The sequence below is a fragment of the Sphingopyxis sp. J-6 genome (genome assembly GCF_046603995.1).
In the GTDB taxonomy this organism is placed as follows: domain Bacteria; phylum Pseudomonadota; class Alphaproteobacteria; order Sphingomonadales; family Sphingomonadaceae; genus Sphingopyxis.
Genome location: NZ_CP145810.1, coordinates 309,191 through 332,325, shown reverse-complemented (window position 1 = coordinate 332,325; position 23,135 = coordinate 309,191). Strand labels below are relative to the sequence as shown.

The 23,135-nt window shown below is 64.4% G+C and carries 18 protein-coding genes; 3 read left to right on the top strand and 15 right to left on the bottom strand.

Annotation, left to right across the window (positions count from 1 at the left end):
* The first annotated feature begins 18 nt into the window (after window positions 1–18).
* Window positions 19–1,167: an alpha-hydroxy acid oxidase gene (locus V6U71_RS01750; protein WP_411340712.1), complete on the top strand. Its 1,149-nt coding sequence runs from the start codon at window positions 19–21 to the stop codon at window positions 1,165–1,167.
* A gap of 45 nt (window positions 1,168–1,212) precedes the next feature.
* Here the strand turns inward: V6U71_RS01750 and creD are convergent, their stop codons facing one another.
* Complete coding sequence (creD, locus tag V6U71_RS01745) at window positions 1,213–2,694, bottom strand: cell envelope integrity protein CreD (protein ID WP_411340711.1); 1,482 nt, start codon at window positions 2,692–2,694, stop codon at window positions 1,213–1,215.
* Window positions 2,695–2,873: 179 nt separating this feature from the next.
* Between creD and V6U71_RS01740 the strand changes: the two genes are divergently transcribed.
* Window positions 2,874–4,439 (top strand): toll/interleukin-1 receptor domain-containing protein, encoded by a 1,566-nt coding sequence (locus V6U71_RS01740; RefSeq protein ID WP_411342294.1) that lies wholly within the window; start codon window positions 2,874–2,876, stop codon window positions 4,437–4,439.
* Window positions 4,440–4,484: 45 nt separating this feature from the next.
* Here V6U71_RS01740 and V6U71_RS01735 read toward each other — a convergent pair whose 3' ends face one another.
* The 8 genes from V6U71_RS01735 to V6U71_RS01700 form a co-directional block, all read right to left on the bottom strand.
* Entirely contained in the window at window positions 4,485–5,219 is a 735-nt protein-coding gene (locus V6U71_RS01735) for a TorF family putative porin (RefSeq protein ID WP_411340710.1), read from the bottom strand.
* Between the two features lie 212 nt (window positions 5,220–5,431).
* Window positions 5,432–6,202 (bottom strand): exodeoxyribonuclease III, encoded by a 771-nt coding sequence (xth, locus tag V6U71_RS01730; RefSeq protein WP_411340709.1) that lies wholly within the window; start codon window positions 6,200–6,202, stop codon window positions 5,432–5,434.
* Window positions 6,203–6,241: 39 nt separating this feature from the next.
* Window positions 6,242–6,583, bottom strand: coding sequence for an iron-sulfur cluster insertion protein ErpA (gene erpA, locus V6U71_RS01725; RefSeq protein ID WP_411340708.1), 342 nt, complete (start codon window positions 6,581–6,583; stop codon window positions 6,242–6,244).
* 88 nt (window positions 6,584–6,671) lie between these two features.
* A complete protein-coding gene (locus tag V6U71_RS01720) occupies window positions 6,672–7,346 on the bottom strand; it encodes a M23 family metallopeptidase (protein ID WP_411340707.1) in 675 nt (224 codons plus the stop codon).
* Window positions 7,347–7,487: 141 nt separating this feature from the next.
* Complete coding sequence (locus V6U71_RS01715) at window positions 7,488–8,279, bottom strand: ferritin-like domain-containing protein (protein WP_411340706.1); 792 nt, start codon at window positions 8,277–8,279, stop codon at window positions 7,488–7,490.
* A 17-nt stretch (window positions 8,280–8,296) separates the two neighbouring features.
* On the bottom strand, window positions 8,297–8,764 hold the full coding sequence (locus tag V6U71_RS01710) for a peroxiredoxin (RefSeq protein WP_411340705.1): 468 nt from the start codon (window positions 8,762–8,764) through the stop codon (window positions 8,297–8,299).
* Window positions 8,761–11,478: a bifunctional [glutamine synthetase] adenylyltransferase/[glutamine synthetase]-adenylyl-L-tyrosine phosphorylase gene (locus V6U71_RS01705; RefSeq protein ID WP_411340704.1), complete on the bottom strand. Its 2,718-nt coding sequence runs from the start codon at window positions 11,476–11,478 to the stop codon at window positions 8,761–8,763. The genes V6U71_RS01710 and V6U71_RS01705 overlap by 4 nt, the downstream gene beginning before the upstream one ends.
* Window positions 11,479–11,531: 53 nt before the next feature.
* On the bottom strand, window positions 11,532–12,326 hold the full coding sequence (locus V6U71_RS01700; RefSeq protein ID WP_411340703.1) for a response regulator: 795 nt from the start codon (window positions 12,324–12,326) through the stop codon (window positions 11,532–11,534).
* Between the two features lie 210 nt (window positions 12,327–12,536).
* On the opposite strand from V6U71_RS01700, the gene V6U71_RS01695 reads away from it, so the two are divergent.
* Entirely contained in the window at window positions 12,537–12,707 is a 171-nt protein-coding gene (locus tag V6U71_RS01695; RefSeq protein ID WP_156343990.1) for a NepR family anti-sigma factor, read from the top strand.
* 2 nt (window positions 12,708–12,709) lie between these two features.
* Here V6U71_RS01695 and tgt read toward each other — a convergent pair whose 3' ends face one another.
* The 6 genes from tgt to V6U71_RS01665 form a co-directional block, all read right to left on the bottom strand.
* Window positions 12,710–13,834 carry a tRNA guanosine(34) transglycosylase Tgt gene (gene tgt, locus V6U71_RS01690; protein WP_411340702.1) on the bottom strand — a complete coding sequence of 375 codons (1,125 nt, stop codon included), beginning with the start codon at window positions 13,832–13,834 and terminating at the stop codon, window positions 12,710–12,712.
* 44 nt (window positions 13,835–13,878) lie between these two features.
* Window positions 13,879–14,367: a hemerythrin domain-containing protein gene (locus tag V6U71_RS01685; protein WP_411340701.1), complete on the bottom strand. Its 489-nt coding sequence runs from the start codon at window positions 14,365–14,367 to the stop codon at window positions 13,879–13,881.
* Window positions 14,368–14,415: 48 nt separating this feature from the next.
* Window positions 14,416–16,602: a putative bifunctional diguanylate cyclase/phosphodiesterase gene (locus V6U71_RS01680; protein WP_411340700.1), complete on the bottom strand. Its 2,187-nt coding sequence runs from the start codon at window positions 16,600–16,602 to the stop codon at window positions 14,416–14,418.
* Window positions 16,603–16,753: 151 nt separating this feature from the next.
* Window positions 16,754–17,755 (bottom strand): FecR family protein, encoded by a 1,002-nt coding sequence (locus tag V6U71_RS01675; RefSeq protein ID WP_411340699.1) that lies wholly within the window; start codon window positions 17,753–17,755, stop codon window positions 16,754–16,756.
* Complete coding sequence (locus tag V6U71_RS01670) at window positions 17,752–18,255, bottom strand: RNA polymerase sigma factor (protein WP_411340698.1); 504 nt, start codon at window positions 18,253–18,255, stop codon at window positions 17,752–17,754. Before V6U71_RS01670 ends, V6U71_RS01675 begins: the two co-directional genes overlap by 4 nt.
* A 644-nt stretch (window positions 18,256–18,899) precedes the next feature.
* Window positions 18,900–23,081 (bottom strand): RHS repeat domain-containing protein, encoded by a 4,182-nt coding sequence (locus V6U71_RS01665; RefSeq protein WP_411340697.1) that lies wholly within the window; start codon window positions 23,079–23,081, stop codon window positions 18,900–18,902.
* Window positions 23,082–23,135 lie beyond the last annotated feature (54 nt).

Genomic DNA, 23,135 nt, shown 5'->3' with positions numbered 1-23,135 from the left:
TTCGCTCCGGGGGGAAGCATGCGCCTGACCGACTGCCACAATATCGACGACTTTCGCGCGCTGGCGAAACGCCGCCTGCCCTGGCCGGTGTTCGACTATATCGACGGGGCGGCTGACGACGAGGTAACTCGCCGCCGCAACCGCGATGCGTTCGACCGCTGCGACCTGATCCCGCGCGTCCTCGCCGGGGTCGAAAGCATCGACATGCGCACGACGCTCTTCGGGCGCGAGATGGCGATGCCGCTGTTCCTCTCGCCGACCGCGCTCCAGCGCCTCTTCCACTGGCAGGGCGAGCGCGCCGTCCTCCGCGCCGCCGCGAACGCCGGCACCGTCGCGGGCATCTCCAGCCTCGCGACGATCGGCCTTGCCGAAGCGGGCGCGCTCACCGACGGCCCCAAGCTGTTCCAGCTCTATGTCCACCACGACGAAGGGCTCAACAAGGCGATGCTCGACGCCGCGCGCGCCGCGAAGTTCGACGCCGTCGCGCTCACCGTCGACACGATCGTCGGCGGCAACCGCGAACGCTGCCTGCGGTCGGGATTCACCTCGCCGCCGCGCTTTACCGCGCGCAACATGCTGAGCTACGCGATCAAGCCCGGCTGGGGGCTGAACTATGTCCTCCGCGAGAAATTCAGCCTGCCCAATCTCGCGACGCATGTCTCCGAAGGGTCGAGCGTCCCCAAATCGGTCGCCGAATATTTTACCTCGATGCTCGACCAGAGCCTCGACTGGCAGCGCGCCGAGGCGATCCGCAAGCAATGGGACGGCCCTTTCTGCCTCAAGGGCATCGCGGCAGTCGAAGACGCGAAGCGCGCGGTCGATATCGGCGCCACCGCGATCATGGTGTCGAACCACGGCGGACGCCAGCTCGACGGCAGTATTTCGCCCTTCGACGCGCTCGCCGAAATCGTCGACGCGGTCGGCGACCGGATCGAGGTGATCTGCGACGGCGGCATCACGCGCGGTACGCATGTCCTGAAGGCGCTGTCGGTCGGCGCGAAAGCCTGCTCGGGCGGCCGGCTCTATCTCTACGCGCTCGCCGCGGCGGGCGAAGACGGCGTCAGCCGTGCGGTGGCGCTGCTCCGCGCCGAGATCGAACGCGGAATGAAATTGATGGGGGCCAAGACCCTCGCAGATCTCGGCCCCCACAATCTGCGCTGGCGGTAGAAAATATCCTCCCCATCGCAAGTCGATGGGGAGGATCGCGAAACGCTAGGCCGCTACCGGCTCCTCCTTCTTCCCCAATCCGCCCCAGTCGATGTTGCGCGTCATGTACATCACGCCCGCGAGCGCGAAGAACATCAGCACCGACCCGATCAGCAGCGAATAGGCCTCGAGGTTGAGCAGGACATAGAGCAAGGCATAGAGCCCGATCAGCATCGCGGCGAGGAAGCGTGCCCGCTTCCAGCTCTTGAGCACCGCCGCGCTATACGCCGCGAGCAACCCGATGATCGCCGCCGACGCCAGCAGATAGGCGGGCGTAAAGCCGATCACTTCGGCAAAGGCGAGCAGCAGCACGAAGAACAGCACCAGCGCGACGCCGGTGAGCAGATATTCGGCCGCCGCGACCCGCGCCCCCGCAATGATGTCGAACATCAGGAAGGCGACGAAGGTGAAGCCGATGAACAGGAAGCCATATTTGATGCTGCGATCGACCTGACTGTACAGGTCGACGGGTTCGATCAGGCTGATCGCGACCGCCTTTGCCGTGCCGCCCGACGCCTCGCTTACGCCGTCGGCGGCCGCTGCGACCTCGACCGGCACCGATTCGGCGTAGCCGCGCCCGCCATAACTGGTCGTCACCGGCGGCGACAGATCGCCGGTCAGCACCTGCGCCTGCCCCAGCGCGAGGTTGGGGATCGCATAGGTCGCGGTAAAGCCGCTGCCTGTCACATTGCGCTTCGCTGGCAGGAAATCGCCGCCGAAGCTCGGGTTGGGCCAGCTCGACTTGACCGTCCAGCGCGTATCCACCCCGCGCGGGATCAACTTGAAATCGCCGAGCCCGCGCACCCCGATCCGGTAATCGACCTTCATCGGCGCCGCGGCGCTCCAGTCGACGAAGGCGAAGGTACCCGAATTGCCGGTCGAGAGTAGCCCCTTGCCCGGCTGGAGCGCCAACGGCGTGCCGTCGACGCTCAGGCTGTTGCCGTCGACCAGCCCGCGCGCGTCGCTGACCCCCAGCCGCACCTCGGCGCGGTCGAGCATCAGCGCCTCGCGCGTGACGCCATAGCGCGCGATATCGGCGGGCAGGACGAATTCGGCGCTCCCCGCGATCTGGCTTTCATAGACGACGGTTTCATATATCGCCTTTTTCCGCTTCTCGGGCTTGATCGTCACCTCGGCCTTGTTGCTCTGCGGCGAGAGATAGAGGTTGCGGATCATGTTGACCGAACGCGTCACATCACGGCCGTTTTCGGTGACCGTCTGCGTTTCGGTGGCGCGATAGGGAATGACGATCACCGGCCCGGCGATCGTCTGCTGCCCGCCCCAACCCTGCCCGATCGAGGCTTGCGCGGTTTCGGCCTGCTGCTGGCGGTCCCAGAGCAGGCCATAGACCATCAGGAGCGGGACCATCAGCGCGACGGCAATCAGCACCGCAATGACCAGCTTGACGCCGGGGCTGCGCTCGCCGCGCGCCGGAGGATTGGGCGGCGCGGCGGCGGGAACGGAGGCGTTTCGGGGGGCTTGAGCCATGGGAATGAGTTCTCCTATCGGTTCAATTCGTCGATGGATTTGCACGCTTCATCGACATGGTCAAGCAGCTTGCGGTGGATTGCGCCTGTGATTGCCGGTGCTTGCCAACATCGGCGGGGCTGCTATCGCTGCAAGACGATTTCGCGGCACAAGCGAAAATTTGCGGGACTGCAGTGACGATGACGGCAAATGCAGCGGATGACGCGGCCGAACGCCCCTATGATATTTTCATCAGCTACAGCCGCGCCGACGCCGTCAAGGCGGCGCAGATTCGCGACCTGCTGACCGCGCGCGGCCATCATGTCTTTTTCGACGCCGAGGGAATCGACGCCGGCGCCGAATTTCCCGACGTCATCGACCGCGCGGTCAAGGGCGCCAAGGTCGTGCTGGGGTGCTGGACACCCGCCGCGATCCAGCGCCGCTGGGTCCGTATCGAAAGCCGCATCGGCCTCGATCGCGGTTCGCTCGTCGCGATCGGGCTCGAGAAGATGGATCCGGAGGCGCTGCCCGCCGAATTTTACAACGTCAACGTCGTCGACCTGTCGAAATTCGACGGCAGCGCGACGCATCCGGCCTGGCAGCGGGTGCTGGCGGCGATCGACCGGCGTCTGGGCGGAGGCGGCCCGGCCGCCGCGCCGGCGGAGGAGCCCGCTCGCGCGACCGTATCCCGGCGGCGTTTCTCCCCGCTTGCCGTGGGAACCGCCGCGGCGCTCGCGGTCGCGGCACTGGCTGGCAGCGGCTGGTATTATACGGCCCATTCGGCTGCCTTCGACCAGGCGGCGGTCGAGGCGGGCTTCGACAAGACGGTGACGGCAACCGAACCGGTGATCGCCAACGCCGTGGTCAGCGCGCTGGGCGACACCGAAAAGGCGACCAACGGCAAGATTTTCTGGGGACTCGCGCAGTTGATCGCGGTCGACAAGGCCACGGCCGCCGACAAATTGTCGCGCTTCGACGCGATGGTCGCCAAGTTCATGGGCGGCGGCTGCCATTGCGTCATGGTCGAAGGCGCGCCCTTTACCGTCGTGTCGCTGTGGACGCTCAAGGCCTATGGCGCCGCCGACCGGCCGCCTCCCGTGCCCGTCGTCGAAGCATTGCTCGCGGCGCAAAATCGCGAAGGCTGGTGGTCGAGCGCGATGGACGCCGCCGACCGGCCCGACAATGCCGCGACCTATGTCACCGCCTTCGCGGTCATCGCCCTGCGCGAGATCGATGCCGCCCTGAAAAGCGAACCGGCGTTACAGGAAAAGGTGCGTACGGCGCGGAGCCGGGCGGTCGAATGGCTGATGCGGCGACGGCCGAAAGCGGGGGTCAACTGGGCCGACTATCCGGACAACAGCCTGCGCACCGAGACGCCGTCGATCTCCGCCATGGCGACGCTCGCGCTGATCCCGGAGGTCGGCGATGCCGAAGCGAAGGGCCTCGCCGCCGACTTCGTCGCGGGCATCGACAGGCTGTCGCCGATTCAGACCAATTTCTCGACCGACATCATGGTGACGCGTGCCGATGGCGAGACCTATGTCGATACCTATCGCCATGTTCCGGCCGGGTGGGAGGTCCACGCGCTAGCGAAGAGCTACCCGCTTCTCGCGGGCGATGCGGCGGCGAAGGCGGAGCGCCTGCTCGATCAGGCCGGAACGATCAGCCTCTCCGACCCGCAGCTTGCACGGCAGGACTGGATGCTCGCCGAACAATATATGGGCTGGCGCGGCGCCCGCGATGCGCTCGCCTTCGGAAAGCGCTAGATTGGTGGAGGCGGCCTCCCCCCAGAGGCCGCCTCCGGCCCGGCGTCAGAACGCTGCGCCGAGCGAGAAGACGACCGCGCCGTCGGCGCCGACCGCTTCCTTGTAACCGCCGAACTTCGGCGCGTCGGTATTCACATAGGCGACGCCCAGCGTGAGCACCTTCCACGTGACATCGACGCCGACCGAATAGTCGAACACTTCGCCGTCGAGCCCGCCGAGGAAGCTGTCGCTCTTGGCATAGCCGACATGGCCCTTCAGCTTGAACGGGGTGTCGGGGATTTGCACGCCGACGTCGCTGTAGAGATAGACGCCGCTCGCATCGCCGAGCGAATTCTGGCCGCCGGGTGCCCAGGCGATGCCGCCCTTGACCGTCGCCGGGCCGATCGCGCCGGTCAGCGAGGCATAAGGTTCGATCACCGTCGTGTTGTTGGCGCCGGGATAGAGATAGACGGTCGCGCCGATGTCGGCGGTCAGGCCGGGCGTGACCTCCTTGGCGAAGCCCGCGAAGACGTCGATTTCGGTGCCGTTGTTGAAGCCGATGCTCGATCCCCAGGTACCGACATACAGGCCGCTGTCGTGGCCGATTGTAAAGCCGCCCTGGATCGCGGCCTCTTCGTTCGACTGGCTGAAGCCGCGGAAACGATAGTCGCTGACGACGGTCGCGCTGCCGGTGATGGTGATACCGTCGCTATTTTCTTCGGCGTCTTGTGCGAAAGCGGGGGTCGAGAGGGCCGAAGCGGCGAGAAGCACGCCGAAGCATGCACGGGAGAGATTTTTCATGGACAGATCCCTGATTGGTTAAACGGATCGTCCCTGCCTGCCGCGCGACGGCCAGCCTCTTTTCGGGCCAGTCCGGTCTCGCGTGACCAACCTGTCAGCGAATTTGTTGCGGCGCACAAACGAAAAGTCGATGCGCGCCGTGTAAAACGAAGCGCTGCGACTTTTTTGCAACAGTCGATGCAACCGCTGGCACTGGCCGGCGCGCGTCGATATCAGGAAAGCACCGCCCAGGTCGGCGCATGGTCGCTCGCCTTTTCGCGGCCGCGATGATCCTTGTTGACGCCGGCATCGACCAGCCGGTCGGCCAGCGCCGGGCTGAGCAGCAGGTGATCGATCCGGAAACCATGATCGCGTTGCCATCCCCCGGCTTGATAGTCCCAGAAGGTCCACACGCCGCCCGCCGGATGGCGGCTGCGGATGGCGTCGGTCCAGCCGTCGCCGAGCAGGCGGAACCAGGCATCGCGCGATTCGGGCTGCATCAGCGCGTCGGTCGCCATCGCGCGCGGATCCCACACATCGTCGTCGTGCGGGATGACATTATAGTCGCCGGTCAGGATCGTCGGGATTTCGGCCGCCAGCAATGCTTTGGCGCGCTCGCGCAGCCGCGCCATCCAGCGCAGCTTGTAATCGAATTTCGGCCCCGGCTGCGGATTGCCGTTGGGGAGGTAGATCGACGCGACGCGCAGGCCGTGGACGTCAGCCTCGAGATAACGCGACTGCTCGTCTTCGGCTTCGCCGGCAAGCCCGCGCTGCACCTCGACAGGCTGCGTCCCCTTGGCGAGGATCGCGACACCGTTGAACCCCTTTTGCCCGTGATAGAGGAAGCCGTAACCCGCCGCCTCGATCTCCTTCGTCGGCATCGTCTCGTCGCTCGACTTCAGTTCTTGCAAGCAGGCGATATCGGGCTGCGTTTCCTCGAGCCATTCGACGAGGCGCGGCAGACGGGCCTTGATCCCGTTGATATTGAAGGTCGCGATTTTCATGGCGCACCTATGCCAGCAAGCTGGCAGCTTAGAAAGGCGTCAGATCGAGAAGCTGGACCCGCAACCGCAGCCCGAGGCCGCATTGGGATTTTCAACCTTGAACGACGATCCGCCGAGCGAATCGACAAAATCGACGAGACAGCCACGGACAAGGTCGATGCTGACCGGATCGACCACCAGCTTCACCCCGTCGGTTTCGCTGACGATGTCATCGCCCTCGATGCTCTCGGCCAAGCCGAAGCGATAGGTGAAGCCCGAACAGCCGCCGCCATCGACGGCGAGGCGCAGCGCCGGGGCGGCCCCGCCCTTGCGCTCGGCGATCCAGCGGACGCGCGCCGCGGCAGCGGGCGACAGGGTGATATCGGAAAGCTGGGTGGCCATGGGGCTTAGATAGGCGCTTTATCGCAAATGAAAAGGGCGCCCCGGCCTATGGCCGGCTGACGCCCCCTCCTCTCCGACCCTGAATTTCTTACTCGGGACCGCCCATTGCGAGCTTGTCGCCCGTCAGTGCGGCGATCGCCATCGAATCCGAACGGACGAAAGGCATCGGATTGACCGGCGCGCCTTCGATGCGGACTTCATAATGGAGGTGGTTGCCCGTCGAACGTCCGGTCGAGCCGACATAGCCGACGATCTGGCCCTTCTTCACCGACTGGCCGGGGGTGACGATGTACGAAGACATATGGCCGTAGCGCGTCTGGATCGCATTGCCATGTTCGATTTCGACATAATTGCCGTAGCCGCCCAAGCGCTGGGCGCGGCCGACGATGCCGTCGGCGGTGGCATAGATCGGGGTGCCGTGCGGCGCCGGAATGTCGATGCCGTTGTGGCGCGCGACCTTGCCGGTGATCGGGTGGACGCGCATGCCATAGGAGGACGAAAGCGACATCTGTTCGATCGGGCGGCGCGACGGAACCGCAACGCCGATCGACGCGGTCAGGCCGGTGTCGAGACGCTTCCAAGCCTGGAAGATCGCGCGGGCCTCGGTGTCCTCGCTCGGCGAAACGCGGCCGGCAGTGAAACCGTCGTCATCGGGTTCGTCGGGAACATTGATGCTGGCATCGGCGCTGGTGTCGGCGGCGTGGACGGCGGGAGTGGCCAGTCCGAAACATGCTGCCGCGCAGACGATTGCGACTTGGTGCAACTTCTGCGCCAGAAGAGTGTTTATCAAAACGACGACCCCGCATTTGCCATGTCGCCAAAGTCACAAAAGGGCTTTGGCGCCGGTGTTTGTTGGTTTGGATGATTGCTCATCCCCCGCGAAGCCTGTGTGCTGTTCCAATCCTTACGAAGCAATAACGGCGTAGAATTCTTGCGTTAAACCGGCATCACGGCGCGCCGAGTCGTTGAACGGCGGTTTGAGCGCCCCCCGGAATCGCGATTTTACGAGGCTTTGCCACGTTTCGACGACGTTGAATCCCCGTTCGTCGCACAGCCAGCCGAACCAGACTGTGCCCGCGCTCACATGGCGAATCTCATCGCTATAGATTCGCGCCAATATCCGCGCTGATGCCTCATCCCCGGCCGCGCGGAACCGGTCGATCGTCGCCGGTGTGACGTCGAGCCCGCGCGCTTCGAGCACCATCGGCACGATGGCCAGCCGGGCCAGCGCATCGTCCACGGTCAGCTGCGCCGCTTCCCATAATCCGGCATGCGCGGGCAGCGCGCCATAATGGCTGCCGAGCGCCCGCAAACGACGGTCGAGCAGAGCGAAATGCATCGCTTCGTCGGCGGCGACGCCGATCCAGTCGTCGACGAAACGGCGCGGAAATTCGCCGCCGAAACGTCCAATCAGGTCGACCGCCAGATCAATCGCGACGAATTCGATGTGCGCGAGGGCGTGGAGCAGCGCGATCCGGCCACGCTCCGACCCGCCCTTGCGCCGCCGCGGCATCTGGTTCGGCGGCAGCAGTTCGGGCGTCGCCGGCCAGGCCGGCTGGTCGGGCATCGCGACGTCGCAGCGATGGCCGAGCCGCCCCTGCCGCCACGCGCGCGCCAGGCTGCGCGCGGCGCGGCGCTTGTCGTGCGGGTCCGGCGTCAGCAGCACCGCCCGCGCGGCTTCGCCCAAACTCGCCATCTCAGAAATCCGCCATGTCAGAGCGCTTTCGCCGCCTCCAACACTGCCTCGGCATGACCTTTAACGCGCACTTTGCGCCATTCCTTCGCCAGCTTGCCGTCGGCGCCGAACAGGAAGGTCGAGCGTTCGATCCCCATATAGCTGCGGCCGTAATTCTGCTTTTCGACCCACGTCCCGAACGCTTCGCACACCGCGCCGTCCTCGTCCGAAGCAAGGCGGACGGTGAGGCCATATTTGTCGCGGAACTTGCAGAGCTTCGCCGGTGCATCGCGCGACACCGCCAGCACCTGCGCGTTCAGATGCGCAAATTCGGGGGCGAGGCGGGTGAAATCCTGTGCCTCGATCGTGCACCCCGGCGTATCGGCCTTGGGGTAGAAATAGACGACCAGCGGCGCCCCCTTCATCGCGGCGACGTCGATCGTCGCGCCGTCGGCGTCGAGAAGTTTGACTGCCGGAATGGCATCTCCGATTTGCGGGCCGCTCATGATCCTGTCTCCTGCTGTGCCGAGGCTACGGGGCGAATCGACGCCCACCAGTTTGCGACCTCCTGCCGTGCCGCATCGTGCGCGGCAAGCAGTTGCGGCCAGCCCGGCTCGCCGCACGCGCTCGCCACAAGTTGCCGCGCCGCTGCGGTGGCGGGCTCGCCCTCGGGTGCGGTGAGACGCAGCATCACGAGCATTCGCGCCAGCAGCCCGTGCGCGTCGCACACCTCCGCTGGCGCAAGACCCGCGGCCTTCAGACACGCCAGCGCGGCGGCGATATTGGGGTCGTGACATTGCCCGCTGACAAGCTGCGTCACCTGCATCGCGAATTCGAGGTCGACGAGCCCGCCGGGTCCCCCCTTGATATCGAGCGTCCCCTTGGGAGGTTTATGAGCCGCTATCCTGTCGCGCATTTCTGCCGCGTCCTGTGCCAGCTTCGCGGGATCGCGCGGCATCGAGAGCAGTTCGGCGATGATCCGGCCGACCTCGGCCCGGGCCCCGGCCGATCCATAGACGGGACGCGCGCGGAGCAGCGCCATATGCTCCCACGTCCACGCCTCCTCGCGCTGGTAGCGTTCGAAGCTGTCGAGCGTGACGACGAGCGGCCCCTGCTCCCCCGACGGGCGCAGCCTTGTATCGACGTCATACAGCTTCCCCGCCGCGGTCGGCACCGACATCGCTGCGGTCACCCGCTGCGCGAGACGGTTGTAATAAGTCGTCGCGCCGAGCGGTCGCGGGCCGTCCGATTCGGCGAGATGATCGCCGGTGAAGAGATAGATGAGGTCGAGGTCGGACGCATGGGTCAGCGCCCGCCCACCCAGCCGGCCGAGCGCCAGCACGACCAGCTCGCTGTCAGCAATGCGTCCGTGCGCCGCGACGAATTCGGCAACCGTCGCGTCGCCAAGCACCCCGAGCGCCGCCTCGGCAAGATCGGAATAGCCTCGTGCGATGACCAGCGGATCGGTCGAGCCGGCGATCAATTGCACACCATAGGCGAAGCGCCGCTCGCCGACGCGATCGCGCACCCGGTCGAGCAATCGTTCATAGTCGAGGCCCGCCAGCCCCGGCGCCCATTCGGCGCGCAGGGCCTCGGTGTCGGGGGGCGCATCGAACGCGCGACTGTCGATCAGCCCTTCGATCAATTCGACCCGGATCGCCAGCGCATCGGCAAGCGTCGGCGCCAGCGACAGCACCCGCGTCGCGACCTTTGCGAGCGCCGGCTGCGCCGCGAGCAGGTGGAAGAAATTGACCGCGCTCGGCAGGCCGGCGACAAGTTTGTCGAAGCGGAGCAGCGCGCCGTCGGGGTCGGGCGCGGCGCCCAGCGCCTTCACTAATTCGGGCAGCACCGTTTCCAGCGCGTCGAGCGCCGCCGGACTGCGCAGCGCGCGCTGTTTGCCGCCGCGCCATTCGGCGATCGTGCGCAGCGCCGCATCGGGCGGGTCGAACCCGGCACCCATGAGCTGCGCCGCCAGTTCGCCTTCGCCCTTCGGCAGGCCAGCGGTCACTGCACGTTCGGCGACGAGCCGGTCGTAGCAGGCGCCGACATCGCTCACGACGGGCTCCAGCATCGCGAGCAGCGCCGCACCGTCGGCATGCCCGTCGAGCCGGGCGACGCAATCGAGCGCCGCCGGCTGCACCGGCAGACTATGCGTCTGTTGATCCTCGATCATTTGCAGCCGATGCTCGACACGGCGTAGCGTCGCATAATGGCCCGACAGGCGCTCGGCGATTTCAGCCTCGATCCGCGCCGCCTCGGCGAGCGCCGCGAGCGCATCGACCGTGGCGGGCGGGCGCAGCGACGGATCGCGCCCGCCGTAGATGAGCTGATGGACCTGTGTGAAAAATTCGATCTCGCGAATTCCGCCGCGACCGCGCTTCAGGTCGTAACCCGGACCGAACGCCTGCCCCTGCGCGAAATGGTCGCGGATGCGATCACTCATCGCTCCGATTTCCTTGAGCTGGCGGAAGTCGAGACTGCGGCGCCAGATAAAGGGCTGGATCGCGCCAAGGAAACGCTCGCCGAGCACCCGGTCACCAGCCGACGCGCGAGAACGGATAAACGCCGCCTGCTCCCACGCCAGCGCTTCCGATTCATAATAGGAGATGGCGGCATTCACCGGCAGCACGATCGGTGTGACTTCGGGATGCGGCCGCAAACGCAGATCGACGCGCAGCACATGCCCGTCGCCCGTGCGCGCCGACAAGATTTCGACCATCCGCCGCGCGATCCGCACCGCTGCTTCGTCGGGGTCGTCGCGCTGGCGCCGCGGCATGGTGTCGGGATCGAAGATCAGGATCGGATCGATGTCCGACGAATAGTTGAGTTCGTGACTGCCGAGCTTGCCGAGCGCGATCACCGCGAGTCCGCGCGGCTCCTCGCCGGGCACACGTTCGGCAAAGGCGGCAGCGAGCGCCGCGTCGCACGCGGCGTCGGCAAAGGCGGTGAGCAAGCGCGTCGTCGTCGCCACATCATGCTCGCCCGACAGGTCGCCGAGCGCGAGGAGCAGCGCCATCCGCCCGCGCCACTGGCGAAGGCTGCGCATGATATCGTCATCGACCGGCGGCGGCGTGACCGAAGCCAGCGCAGCATCGGCTCCTTCGGCAAGGAAACGCTGAATATCATCGGGATTGATATCCGCCAGCCGCGCAAGAAAAGGAGCATGGGCGGTCAGGCGGTCGAGCGCCGACTGGCGGGCGGAAGCTTCGGTAGCAGTCATCGACGGCGGCTATCGCCCGCCGCCGGCAAGGTATCAACCCCCGCCTCGGCTATTCAGGCCGGAACCGTGCTTTCGTCGAAGAACAGCACCTGCGAAATCGCGGCGCGCAAGGTCGCGGGCTGATAGGGCTTGGTCAGCAGGAACGCCGGCTCGGGCCGGTCGCCGGTCAGCAGCCGTTCGGGAAAAGCGGTGATGAAGATGACGGGCAACTTCACATCAGAAAGGATCTCCTGCACCGCCTCGATCCCCGAGCTGTTGTCGGCGAGCTGTATGTCCGCAAGCACGAGCCCCGGCTGATGCTTTTGCGCTTCGTCGACCGCCTCGCGATGCGTCGTCGCGACCGCAACGACGTCGTGCCCTAGGTCACGGACGATCATTTCGATGTCCATCGCAATGATCGGCTCATCCTCGATGATCAGGATGCGCGCGCGCGTCTGGCGGTCGATCTCGTCGGTCGCCTCGGCGATCAGCGCATCGACGGCGCCGGCGTCGCGGCCGATGATGCGGCCGGTGTCTTCGGCGCTGAACCCTTCGACCGCGGTCAGCAGCAGCGCCTGCCGTGCGAGCGAGGGGATCCGGCGCAGCCGCGCGTCGGCGATCGCGATTTCGGACAGCGCCTTCTGGTCGTCGTTCGCCGCTTCCTGATTCATCAGGCCGAAATTGTCGTGGACCATGCGGTAGAGCTGGATGCGCAGGTCAGCCTCCGTATCGACCGACCCGGGGTTGGCGACCAGCGTCTCGAGCAGGCGCGCGACGAGCGCATCGCCGCTCTGCTGGCTCCCCGAAATCGCCCGGCCATAGCGCCTGAGATAGGGAAGATGCGGCGCGATCGCCTGACCCAATGACATATTAAACCTCCTGATACAGGCAGAGCCTGCCCCGAAACCCGCACGAAACCAAGCGAAACCCGGTCACGACGCATCCTGCGCCGGACAAATTACGCCGTAACGGAACGATTTAGCCGCAAATTGGTTTCCTGCGGAAGGAACAAACGCGCCATTGCAGTTTGGCGAACGCACGTTTAGCACAAGGCCCCATGTCCAGCGGATGCTTCGATAATGCCATCTGAACCCGGTTCGTCGCCCCAAAAGCCGGCCGGGAAAGATGCCGAAAAGAAAAATCCCCGCAAGGCGCAGGATGTAAACCTCGCGCTGCGCCGGGCCTATGATACTGCGGTCGATGAATCGATCCCGCAGTCGATGATCGACCTTCTCAACAAGCTGAGCTGATCTCAGCGCCGATAGCGCGCCTCGAAATCGCTCCGGAACGCCGCAAAGCTTCCCGCCGTGATCGCATCGCGCATGCGCTGCATCAGCGCCTGATAAAAATGCAGGTTGTGCTGGGTCATCAGCATCGCGCCGAGCATCTCGCCGGCGCGGACGAGATGGTGGAGATAGGCGCGCGACCAGGTCGTGCAGACCGGACAGGAACAATCGGCGTCAAGCGGCGCCATGTCCTCGGCATGCTTCGCATTGCGGATATTGACCGGGCCGTCCCAGGTGAAAGCCTGCCCGTTGCGCCCCGAGCGGGTCGGCAGGACGCAATCGAACATATCGACCCCGCGCGCGACCGCGCCGACAAGGTCGTCGGGCTTGCCGACCCCCATCAGATAGCGCGGCTTGTCGGCGGGTAGCTGGCCGGGCGCATAATCGAGCACGCCGAACATCGCCTCCTGCCCCTCGCCAACGGCAAGTCCGCCGATCGCATAGCCGTCGAAGCCGATATCGGTCAGCGCCGCCGCCGAGCGGGCGCGCAATGTCTCGTCCAGCGATCCCTGCTGGATGCCGAACAATGCCGATCGCGCCGCATGTTCTCCGCCCGCGTCGAAGCCCGCACGGCTGCGCGCCGCCCAGCGCATCGAACGCTCCATGCTCGCTTCGGCGCGTTTCGCATCGACGCCGTTCGGCGGGCATTCGTCGAACGCCATCACAATGTCGCTGCCGAGCAGGCGCTGGATCTCCATCGAGCGTTCGGGGGTCAACATATGCCGCGAGCCGTCGAGGTGGCTCTTGAACGCGACGCCTTCCTCGCTCTGTTTGGTCAGCGCCGACAGGCTCATTACCTGATAGCCGCCGCTGTCAGTCAGGATCGGGCGGTCCCAGCCCATGAAATTGTGGAGGCCGCCGAGCCGCGCCATCCGCTCGGCGCCGGGCCGCAGCATCAGATGATAGGTATTACCGAGGATGATGTCGGCGCCGCTCGCGCGCACTTCGGCGGGGCGCATCGCCTTGACCGTCGCGGCGGTACCGACGGGCATGAAGGCGGGGGTACGGATCTCGCCGCGCTGCATGGCGATGACGCCGGTGCGCGCGGCGCCGTCGGTCGCGGCGACCCGAAAGGCGAATCTGTCGGTCATGGCGCGCGCCTATGACGGGGAAGACGCGGAAAGTCGAGGCGGGGTTAGTCCCGCGCCTCTTCGCTCGACGGCTCCTCGGCGGCAGCCTTTGCCTTTTCCTTCGGCTTTTCCTTTTCGAAGATCCTGATCAGTTCCTTCTTCCGCGCATCGGACAATTCCTTCTCCGCGGCGGGGAACATCTCTTCCTCCTCCTCGTCGATATGGTGGAGATAGCGGTGCTTCATCGTACGAAAGCGCGTCAGCCAGCCGGTCGAGGCGAAATCCATCTCGTAGAGTTCGGTGAGCAGGTCGTCGATTTCCTTATGCTCGGACACGCTGTGCTGGGCATCCTCGCGGAGGTCGGGATCGGCAAGTATCGTTGCATAAAGCGACATTTCCTCCGACGCCGCGTGCGCGGTCACCTCGACGCGAAACGCCTCGAACAGTTTTTCGCGATCGTCGCTGTCGCCGCGCGTCGCATCGATCTGGTCGAGCAATTTGCGATGCCGGTCATGGTCGGCTTTCAGCCGCGCAAAGATTTTCGTTTCCGCCATTCTTCTTCTCCGTCATCAATAGCCGAAGAAGGAACGGGCAGCGGAAGATCAGGTTCCGGTATAGTCGCTGGTTGTCGAGAACAGCGGAACCGACAAACCGCCCGATTGCTGGGTGGCTGCGGCAATCAGGTAGGGTGAGACGCGATGGCGCGTGCACAGCCCGCCATTGCCGTCGCTTACCAGCGATTGTTCGAATTCGACGCCCTGCTGGTGCTTCATCGACCGCCGCACCGTCGCGGTCGCCAGTTGCCCTTCGCCGAAATCGATGACGAACCGGGTGCCGGTCGGCACGTCGATAATGCCTTCGATAAAGGCGCCCGTTGCCGACAGGTTGCGGATGACCACGGCATAGCGATGATTGTCGTGGATCGCACCAGCCTTGCGGAACATCTGGAAACGGTCGTTGCGCTGCTTGGCCGGGCCGGCCGGCTTGATGGTCCACGATCGCGCCTCGGCGTGTTCGAGCAGTTCGTCGTGCGCCACCGCCTTGCTGTAGACATAGCCCTGCACATGGCTGACCCCCAGCTTGCGGACGAGATCGAGCTGGTCGAGCGATTCGATGCCCTCGGCGGTCGTTTCCATGTCGAGCGCTTCGGCGAGCGCGACGATCGCGGCGATGATCGCGGCATTGCGCGATCCCGGCACCGTCGCCCCGCGCACGAAGCTCTGGTCGATCTTGATCTTGTCGAACGGCGCCGACTGCAGATAGCCGAGCGAGGAATAGCCGGTGCCGAAATCGTCGAGCGCCAGACGAACGCCGAGCCCCTTCAGCGCCTTGAACATGCGCGCCGTCTCGGCCGAATCGCCGAGGAAGACGCTTTCGGTGATTTCGAGTTCGAGCCGGTCGGGCGGCAGCCCGGTCGAGGCGAGCGCGCTCGCGACGATCTTCGGCAATTCCTCGTTCGCGAACTGGATCGGCGAAACATTGACCGCAACGCGCATGTCGCCGGGCCAGCTTGCCGCGTCCTCGCACGCCTTGCGGAGCACCCATTCGCCGAGCGCCCAGATCATGTTCGCCTCTTCGGCGATCGGCACGAAGGTCGCAGGCGAAATCATCCCACGTTCGGGATGGTTCCAGCGGACCAGTGCTTCGACCCCGGTCACCATGTTCGATTTGGACTGGACGACCGGCTGATATCCGAGCTGCATCTCGCCGCGCGACAGTGCATCGCGCAGATCGTCCTCGAGCGCGCGGCGATCTTCGGCCGCCTGATGGAGGTCGCTCGAATAGAAACGGAAGCGGCCGCGGCCGTTGCCCTTCGCCGCATAGAGGGCAAGGTCGGCATTGCGCACCAGATCGTCGCGGCTCGTCCCGTCGAACGGCGCAATCGCGACGCCGACCGAGGCGCCGATGATGCAGCGGCTGCCTTCGACCGAATAGGGCTGCGACAGGCTGGCGATGATGTCGGCGGCCAGATCGCCCAGCTTGCCGCGGTCCTCCTGATCGGGGAGGATGATCTGGAATTCGTCGCCGCCAAGGCGGCTGACCATTTCCTTGTCGCCGACGATCTTGAGCAGCCGTTCCGCAACCTGTTTGAGCAAGGCATCGCCCGCCGGATGGCCGAGCGTGTCGTTGACTTGCTTGAAGCGGTCGAGGTCGAGCAGCATGATCGCGCATGAACGCTGCTGGGTGGCAAAGGCGGAAAGCGTCGTTTCGAGCGTTTTCGAGATGTTGAAGCGATTGGCGAGGCCGGTCAGCGAGTCATAAAGCGCCAGCCGCGAGGCATCCTCGGCCGACCGCCGCTGAGCGGTGATGTCCATCCCGCTGCCGCGATAGCCGGCGAAATTGCCCGCGCCATCGAACTGCGGCCGCCCTGATACCGCCCACCAGCGGTCGTCGCCCTCGAACGCGCTGCGCAGCGGCAGCTCCTCGAACTTCGATTGCTTCGTCAGCAGGAAGGGCAAGGTCCGCTGCCGCTCGCCCTGACTGTCGACCGGCAGAAACAATTCGGTAAAGGCGGTGCCGAGCAACTGCCTGCCGGTTCGCCCCATCAGCGCCGCTGTCGCATCGGTAATATAGGTGATGCGGCCATGCGCGTCGGTCGACCAGAACCAGCCTTGCCCGCTTTCCTCGTAATTCCGGAGGAGGAGCAGCGCTTCGTGGGTCGGCAGGGTCGCGGTCGCGGCACCTTGCGACGCCTTACGCGCGCCGAGCTTGCCGAAAAAGCCGCGCGAAACGCTCTCGTTGGCGACGTCTCCCCCGTCGTCGGATTCGATCCGCGCTGGCATTTCCATCAAATACTGTCTCTTGCTGGCCCCACTCCTAGGTTCGCTATGGCGATAATGAATTGCGATTAGGTAAATTTGACGATCTGCCAGTTTCCCGGCCGTAAACTTTCTTGACCATCGCGCTGCCTGTCCCGTCCGGCACTGGCCGCCGCATTTGTCATTTGCCCTGCAGCACGATCTCGTCGCCCAAGGCATTCTGCCGTACCGGGTGCAGCGCGGTGATCCCTTCCACGAAGGCGTCGAGATCGCCAGCGCGATAGACGCCGTCGACCTTTATCGCGCCGAGCGCCGGGTCGGCGATGCGGATGCGCTTGGCCGAATAGCGGTTCATCCGTTCGACCGCGCTGGCCAGCGGCTCGCCTTCGAAATTGACCAGCCCCTGCTCCCAGCTCAGCGACTGCGACAGGTCGGGCCGCGTGAGCTGTGCGGGCTCGCTGGAGCCAACCGCCCCGACCAGCTCGCTGCCCGGCCGCATTACCAGCCGCCGCGCCGCAGCCCCCGCCACGCGCGCCGTATCGGCGCGGTCGCGAACCTCGACCTGCCCTTCGTACAGGACGACACGCACCTGTCCGCCGATCAGCTCGACGCTGAACGACGTGCCGACCGCAACGATCAGCTTGTCGCCCGCGGCGACGGTGAACGGGCGGAGCGGGTCCTTCGCGACGTCGAATTTGGCGCGCCCTTCGACGAGTTCGACCTGCCGCCCCTCGTCCTTCATCCGCACCTTCATCGCGGTCACCGCGTCGAGCGAGACATGCGACCCGTCGGCGAGCACCGCGACCTGCCGCTCGCCGATCCCCGTTTCATATTGCCGCGGCCGGTTGCCGTACCAGAACAATGTCGCCGTCACGACGAGCAGCAGCGCAGCCGCATAGCCCATCGCCCATTTGAGCCGCCCCGGCGAGGCGACGGGCCAGCGCCGCTGCTTTGCGCTGCCGAAGCGATTGAGCGCCCTGGTCCGCAGCGCGATGACCTCGGGCCAGTCGCCGACCGCCCCCGACGCCTGCCAGACGGCCGCCGCATCCTGGAACAGGCCGGCGTGGCCGGGGGTTTCGAGCCACGCCTCGAACCGGCGCCATTCCTGCTCGCCCAGTTCGCCCTCGGACAGTTGCACGCACCACAGTGCCGCGGCTTCGATCGCATCGTCGCCGGCGCTCATGGCGCGCTCCTCATGGCTTTCATCAGCCCCGCCATCGCGCGCGCGACATGTTTCTTCACGGCGCTCACCGAAATACCGAAGGTCTCGGCGATCCGGTCCTGCGACAGGTTTTCGAGCCGGTAGAGGATGAAGATCGTCTGCGTCCGTTCGGGCAGCGCGCCCAGGGCGCGCGCCAGGTCGGCCAGTTCGGCGCGCCCGGCGGTGATGCGGAACGGATCGATCGGATCGATCCCCGCATCCTCGCTGCGGCCGACGAACTCGCGATATTGCGCGCGCACCTTGTGCCGCCGCGCGCGGTCGGCCAGCAGGTTCGACGCCATCTGGAAGATATAGGCTTCGGGCGAGGCGAACTCGTCGCCGTCATGCTTCAGCAGCTTCGCAAGCAGTTCCTGCGTCAGATCCTCCGCCTCGGCATGATCGCGCACCCGCCGGAGGAAATAGGACAGGAGCGCAGGACGCCAACGGCGCCCCAGATCGAGCTGGTCTCTTGAGGGCTGCATGGCCGGCCGGCATGTCCTGCGAATTTAGAAGCATGAGCCTATAGACGCACCACCCCGCGCGACGGACATTAGAAATTTTCCGTCTTAGGCTTAGGTTGGCAGGGGCTTGGCGGTCGCGGACGGTCCGCCATGGATGAGCGGCTCTTATGCCCTATCGCGCCCTGCTCGCCGTGTCCGCGAGCATATCGCGGAAAAGCGCATAAACGCCGTCCTAAAAGGATAGACGCTCGCGGCGATTGCCACGCGGGGTCAAATGATGCGGAATCCCGGGAAGGACGATACGGGGAAGCCGTACCATGCCATGGATTAGCGAAACGGCACGGCAAACTCAACCGATCGTATCGCCGTTGTCGCCGGATCGGATCAATTGGGGGCCTCCGGAAAAAATCGAAACAAGGCGACAGGCGCCCCAATCTCCCTGTATTCGGGAGTTGTTGCACCTGTCACCGTAATTCGTAGGTCCGCCAATGTAGGCTTTATTTTCGTCGCCTCATTAATCGACCTCTGAAAATTAAGCAAACAAAAGCAATATCTATTAAAGAAGAGAAAATTATGGCATATTTTAATTCAACACCAAAATAAGAAAATGACATAAATAATACTATATATAAAACGAGAAACACAACAAGCGGCATGATAAATTCCTATTTACAAAGAGGACCTTGAGCATAGGCTTGAGCACCCGATCCCCACACTGAAAATAGATAACCATACATCGCACCAACTGGTCCAAAGCCTTCTCCTGCCATGGCGCCGGCTGCTCCACCCGCAACGCCAGTCGCTATAGACCATCCCATCGAGTCCTTCATGGCTTGTCCCACAGATGCCGCGCAAAGACTACGCTGCGCCTCTTCAGACAGATTCTCATAATATTTTTGCTCTCTCTTAAGTCGAGCTCGTTTCATTTCATCTGTTTCTTTTGGCCAGGCCTTTGGCACAACGAGAGGGGGCTGAGGCGGCACTAGCATAGGGGCATGCCAAGCTCCGCTAGCCTGCACATAAGCCCGGCAGTTTACTCCCTTACGGCAATTTGCGAAAACGTCGATGGCTTCGCCATTATCTCCGCCGGCATAACCGACCCCATTCGAGTTAAGCCCTCCGCCAGCATATACAGGGGTTGGGTCTGACGGACCTTTACCCGGCAGCGTTCCGTTTACCACGAGGTCTCGACCCCACTGTAACGTCTCCTTCGCGCCGTAGTCGAGATCATAGCCTGCGGGCTTCGGGCAATCTCGGTTCGCGTCGCATGCATTCAAGAGCCCCGTTGGATCAGTCCCGTTCACCGGATCGCTACCGACATAATTATACCAGTTCATGCCATCCGCATAGCCAATCGGATCGGTCTGCATGAACCCCCCCAAGGCTGGCGAGTAGATGCGCGCCTTGTAATAATAAAGCCCCAGTTCGGGCAGCCAAGTCTGCCCCGTATATTGGAACCGGCCAAGATTGGCCGACGCCGGAATGCCATATTCGTCGTAAGCATTGATGCCCAGCGCCGCGCCGGTGCCGTTCGACACCGCGACGATCGAGCCGCGCTCGTCGGCGTGATACCAGCGCCGGTCGATCAGCCCCGTCCCCTCGTACCAGACGAGCGGCTCGTCGACGCCGGGACCATGAACAAAGCGCCGTTGCAGGGCGTTCGACCCATTATATTCGGCGATCAGGCTCGTCCCGTCATATTGGAAACGCGTCGTCGCCGACCCCACCGTCTGGTACAGCCGCAGCGCCGGGTCATAGGCCAGCGTTGCGCTGCCCGGACCGGTCTTCAACAGATTCTCCGAGCTGTACGTGTAGCTGTCGGTCCCCGAACTCGTGAGGTTACCCCGCGTATCATAGCCAACCGCTGTACCACCCGCCGAAGTCGTCTGGTTGAGCCCGTTCGCCACATAAGAACGATCGACGTTATAATGCGCCGTCCAGGCATAGGCGTCATTGCTGCGCTGCTGGCTGACGATCTGCGAGGCGGCATTATAGGCGATCGACCCGATGGTAAGGTCGGAGGCCGTGCCCGCCAGATTCTGCGTCAGGCTCGACAACCGCGATACGGGGTCGAAGCTGTAGCTGGTAACCGTCGCATTGCCACGCGTCAGCGTCGTCCGGCGTCCGAGGCTGTCATAGGCATAGGTGCCGAGCACACCCGCACCCGACGTCGCGCCATTCTCGCGGATCTTGGTGACGTTCCCGGTCACATCATAATCATAATTCAGCGTCAGCGCCGTGGCCCCTGGATAGGCCATGGTCAGCCGCCGACCTGCAGCGTCATAGGTGTAAGTGGTGGTACCGAGCGGCCCGCTCTGCGTCAGGTTGCGGCTCAGCGCATCATAGGTGAAGCCGAGTATATTGCCCGTCTGGCTCGCCTGCGTCGGACGGCCGAGCAGGTCGTAGCTATAGCTGACATCGAGCTCGGTCCCCGGCAGATTCTTGAGCGTAACCCGGCCCAAATCGTCATAGCTATAGGCGATCGTCTGGGCATCGCGCAGCCGAAGCTGCGTTACCGCGCCATTGGCATTGTAGGTAAGCTGCTCGTAATTCGCCGCGTTGCTCGTCCCCGCCCCCTTGGTCGTCGACGGAAAGCGCGTCTGCGACAGACGGTCATGACCATCGTAGATATAGGTCGTCAGATTATTCTCGGCGTCCTTGACCGACGCAAGCCGACCGTTGTTGCTGTAGGTGTTGGTCACTTCGTTCGCGACCGCAGCCGTCCCATAGGCGGTCTGCACCTGCGCCACCTCACCAGCGTCGGTGTAGCTCGTCTTGACGACCCGGTCGGGGCCGGTGGTAGTGTTGCTCGTCTGAGGCAAGCAGGCGTTGGGCTGGCTCGCCCATTGCGCCGGGTCCATCCGCGTCACCGAACAATCGACACGCCCGAGCGCATCATAGCTGGTCTGGGACACGGCATAGGTCGTGCCGCCCGACTTCAATTCGGAGCGGACGGGGCGCGCATTGGCGTCATAGGTGGTGGCGACCTGCTGCTGCGACGAGAAAGCCGCCCAGGCAGGATCGGTCTGGCTCGCCACCGTCCCGATTTCGGCGAGGGTCACCTGACCGTCGTCATTATAGGTGAGCTTTTCGGCCTTGTGAACGCGGCTGCCCGCGCCATCGGGATCGGGCGCGACCACGCCGACGACGCGGCGCGCGCCGTCATAGCGATATCGGGTCGTATCGGCGGTGCCGGTCAGCGGCCCGTCGACGGTGATCCGGTTGCCGACCATGTCATAGCCGAGAGCGGTCGCCGAGCTGACCGAGCCAGTGCCCGAACTGGTCGTGATGCTGACCGGCAAAAGATTGTTCGCGGTCCCGGCCGTCTGGGGCCCGTAGCCGACGACCGTCTTCGTTTCGTCGGCGCCGTTGGTACAGGACGCGGTCGTCTGGCACGCGGCGCTCTGCGTCGGAACATAGGTCGTCTGGCCCGAGGAGACGATCGATCCGGCGCTGTTCTTGAAATAGGCGGTCAGTCCCGTGTAGCTGATGCGCTGCTGCGGGCGAATGCCCCCCGACGCCGCGGCCGGCAGCGTGATTGTCGCCACCCCGCCATGCGTGCTGTTATAGGTATAGTCGGTGACATCGCCCATGGCATTGGTGCTCGTCGCGGGCTGGTTGCAGGTCTTGGAATTGGTGCACGACGCCGGGAAGCTCGCCGACGTCGTGATTGCCGCAAGGCCCGAACCGGACTTGGCGACATTTTGCGTCTGAGTGACATTGCCGCGACCATCATAGGTAAGCTGGGTATAATTCCCCTCGGCGCTGGTGATGCGCGTCACGCGGCCGTCCGTATCGTAAAGATAGCTGGTCGTGCGGCTGAGTTCGTCGGTGAAGGAGGTCAGCCGGGCCGTCGTCGTGTTCGATACATAGACGCGCTGGCTGCTGTCCGGCGCCGTCACCGTCGTCGTGCGCGTCGCGCCGCTGTCGGCATAGCTATAGCCGTAGGTAACGCCCTCGCTGGTGATCGACGACACGCGGTTCGACGTATAGGTCACCTGAACATTGTCGGCCGACGCGCCGGGGCGCTTGATGCCGACGATTTTGCCGCCGCTCGTCGTGTAACGCGTTTGCTCGCCGCCGGCGTCGGTCACGAAATTATAGGTCAGCCCGCCCCCGGGCGACGAGTTGGAGTAACTCGCCGTCGGCCAGCTATTCGTGCAAGACGACGAGCAATATTCGACGCCAAGGTTGATCGCCTTGACCGATTGCACTTTGAGCCAGCTCGGGGCCGTTTCTTCCGAGAAAAAGTCTGTCGCGTAGCTCGGGACGAGCCGGTAACCATTGCTATGATTGGCCGACGTCAATCGCGCGAGTTTGACAATTTGCCCAACGCACCCGCCACCTTCGATTCCGCCTTCGCAATAGACTCCGGTTTCATAGTCGAAACTGAGTTTCGCGCCATTGGGGTATACGATGCTGGTGATCCGCGCCTCGTTGCCGCTGAAAACCTGAAACTTGTCGCCTTGTGCAGCGAATGTCGCGACCGTCCCGTCGCGGCCCGTATAGGTATAAGTTGTGCCGCTTTTCGTCAGGGTCGCGCCATTGGCTTCAGTCGGCGTGTAGGTCGATCCCGACAACAGGAAGCGATCGGTGAATCCGTCAAATGAAACGGTAAAGGCAATGCCCTGCTTGTCGATCGAGCCGACGAGATTGTTCCACCACCCGGTGCCGTTGTTGGTTCGCCGGAAAACCACGCCTTGGCGCGCATCGGCCCCGATCGACAAATCGGTCTGGGCCAGATTCAGATTGCCCGTGATAACATCGACGCCATTTTCGTCGATAGCCGACCGGATGGGCGGCGGGGTAGCCTGTGCCCAGAGTTGCGGAGCAAGGCCGACGCCCAAAATCGTCGATGCGCAAAGCGCTGCCCTTGATACAATTGCATATTTATTCTTGAT

Coding starts and splice junctions, on each gene's coding strand:
- V6U71_RS01670 (WP_411340698.1), bottom strand. CDS start 18,255: ATGCAGCCCTCAAGAGACCAGCTCGATCTGGGGCGCCGTTGGCGTCCT.
- V6U71_RS01695 (WP_156343990.1), top strand. CDS start 12,537: ATGCCATCTGAACCCGGTTCGTCGCCCCAAAAGCCGGCCGGGAAAGAT.
- creD (WP_411340711.1), bottom strand. CDS start 2,694: ATGGCTCAAGCCCCCCGAAACGCCTCCGTTCCCGCCGCCGCGCCGCCC.
- V6U71_RS01685 (WP_411340701.1), bottom strand. CDS start 14,367: ATGGCGGAAACGAAAATCTTTGCGCGGCTGAAAGCCGACCATGACCGG.
- V6U71_RS01680 (WP_411340700.1), bottom strand. CDS start 16,602: ATGGAAATGCCAGCGCGGATCGAATCCGACGACGGGGGAGACGTCGCC.
- V6U71_RS01735 (WP_411340710.1), bottom strand. CDS start 5,219: ATGAAAAATCTCTCCCGTGCATGCTTCGGCGTGCTTCTCGCCGCTTCG.
- V6U71_RS01705 (WP_411340704.1), bottom strand. CDS start 11,478: ATGACTGCTACCGAAGCTTCCGCCCGCCAGTCGGCGCTCGACCGCCTG.
- xth (WP_411340709.1), bottom strand. CDS start 6,202: ATGAAAATCGCGACCTTCAATATCAACGGGATCAAGGCCCGTCTGCCG.
- V6U71_RS01715 (WP_411340706.1), bottom strand. CDS start 8,279: ATGGCGAGTTTGGGCGAAGCCGCGCGGGCGGTGCTGCTGACGCCGGAC.
- V6U71_RS01700 (WP_411340703.1), bottom strand. CDS start 12,326: ATGTCATTGGGTCAGGCGATCGCGCCGCATCTTCCCTATCTCAGGCGC.
- erpA (WP_411340708.1), bottom strand. CDS start 6,583: ATGGCCACCCAGCTTTCCGATATCACCCTGTCGCCCGCTGCCGCGGCG.
- tgt (WP_411340702.1), bottom strand. CDS start 13,834: ATGACCGACAGATTCGCCTTTCGGGTCGCCGCGACCGACGGCGCCGCG.
- V6U71_RS01710 (WP_411340705.1), bottom strand. CDS start 8,764: ATGAGCGGCCCGCAAATCGGAGATGCCATTCCGGCAGTCAAACTTCTC.
- V6U71_RS01750 (WP_411340712.1), top strand. CDS start 19: ATGCGCCTGACCGACTGCCACAATATCGACGACTTTCGCGCGCTGGCG.
- V6U71_RS01675 (WP_411340699.1), bottom strand. CDS start 17,755: ATGAGCGCCGGCGACGATGCGATCGAAGCCGCGGCACTGTGGTGCGTG.
- V6U71_RS01740 (WP_411342294.1), top strand. CDS start 2,874: ATGACGGCAAATGCAGCGGATGACGCGGCCGAACGCCCCTATGATATT.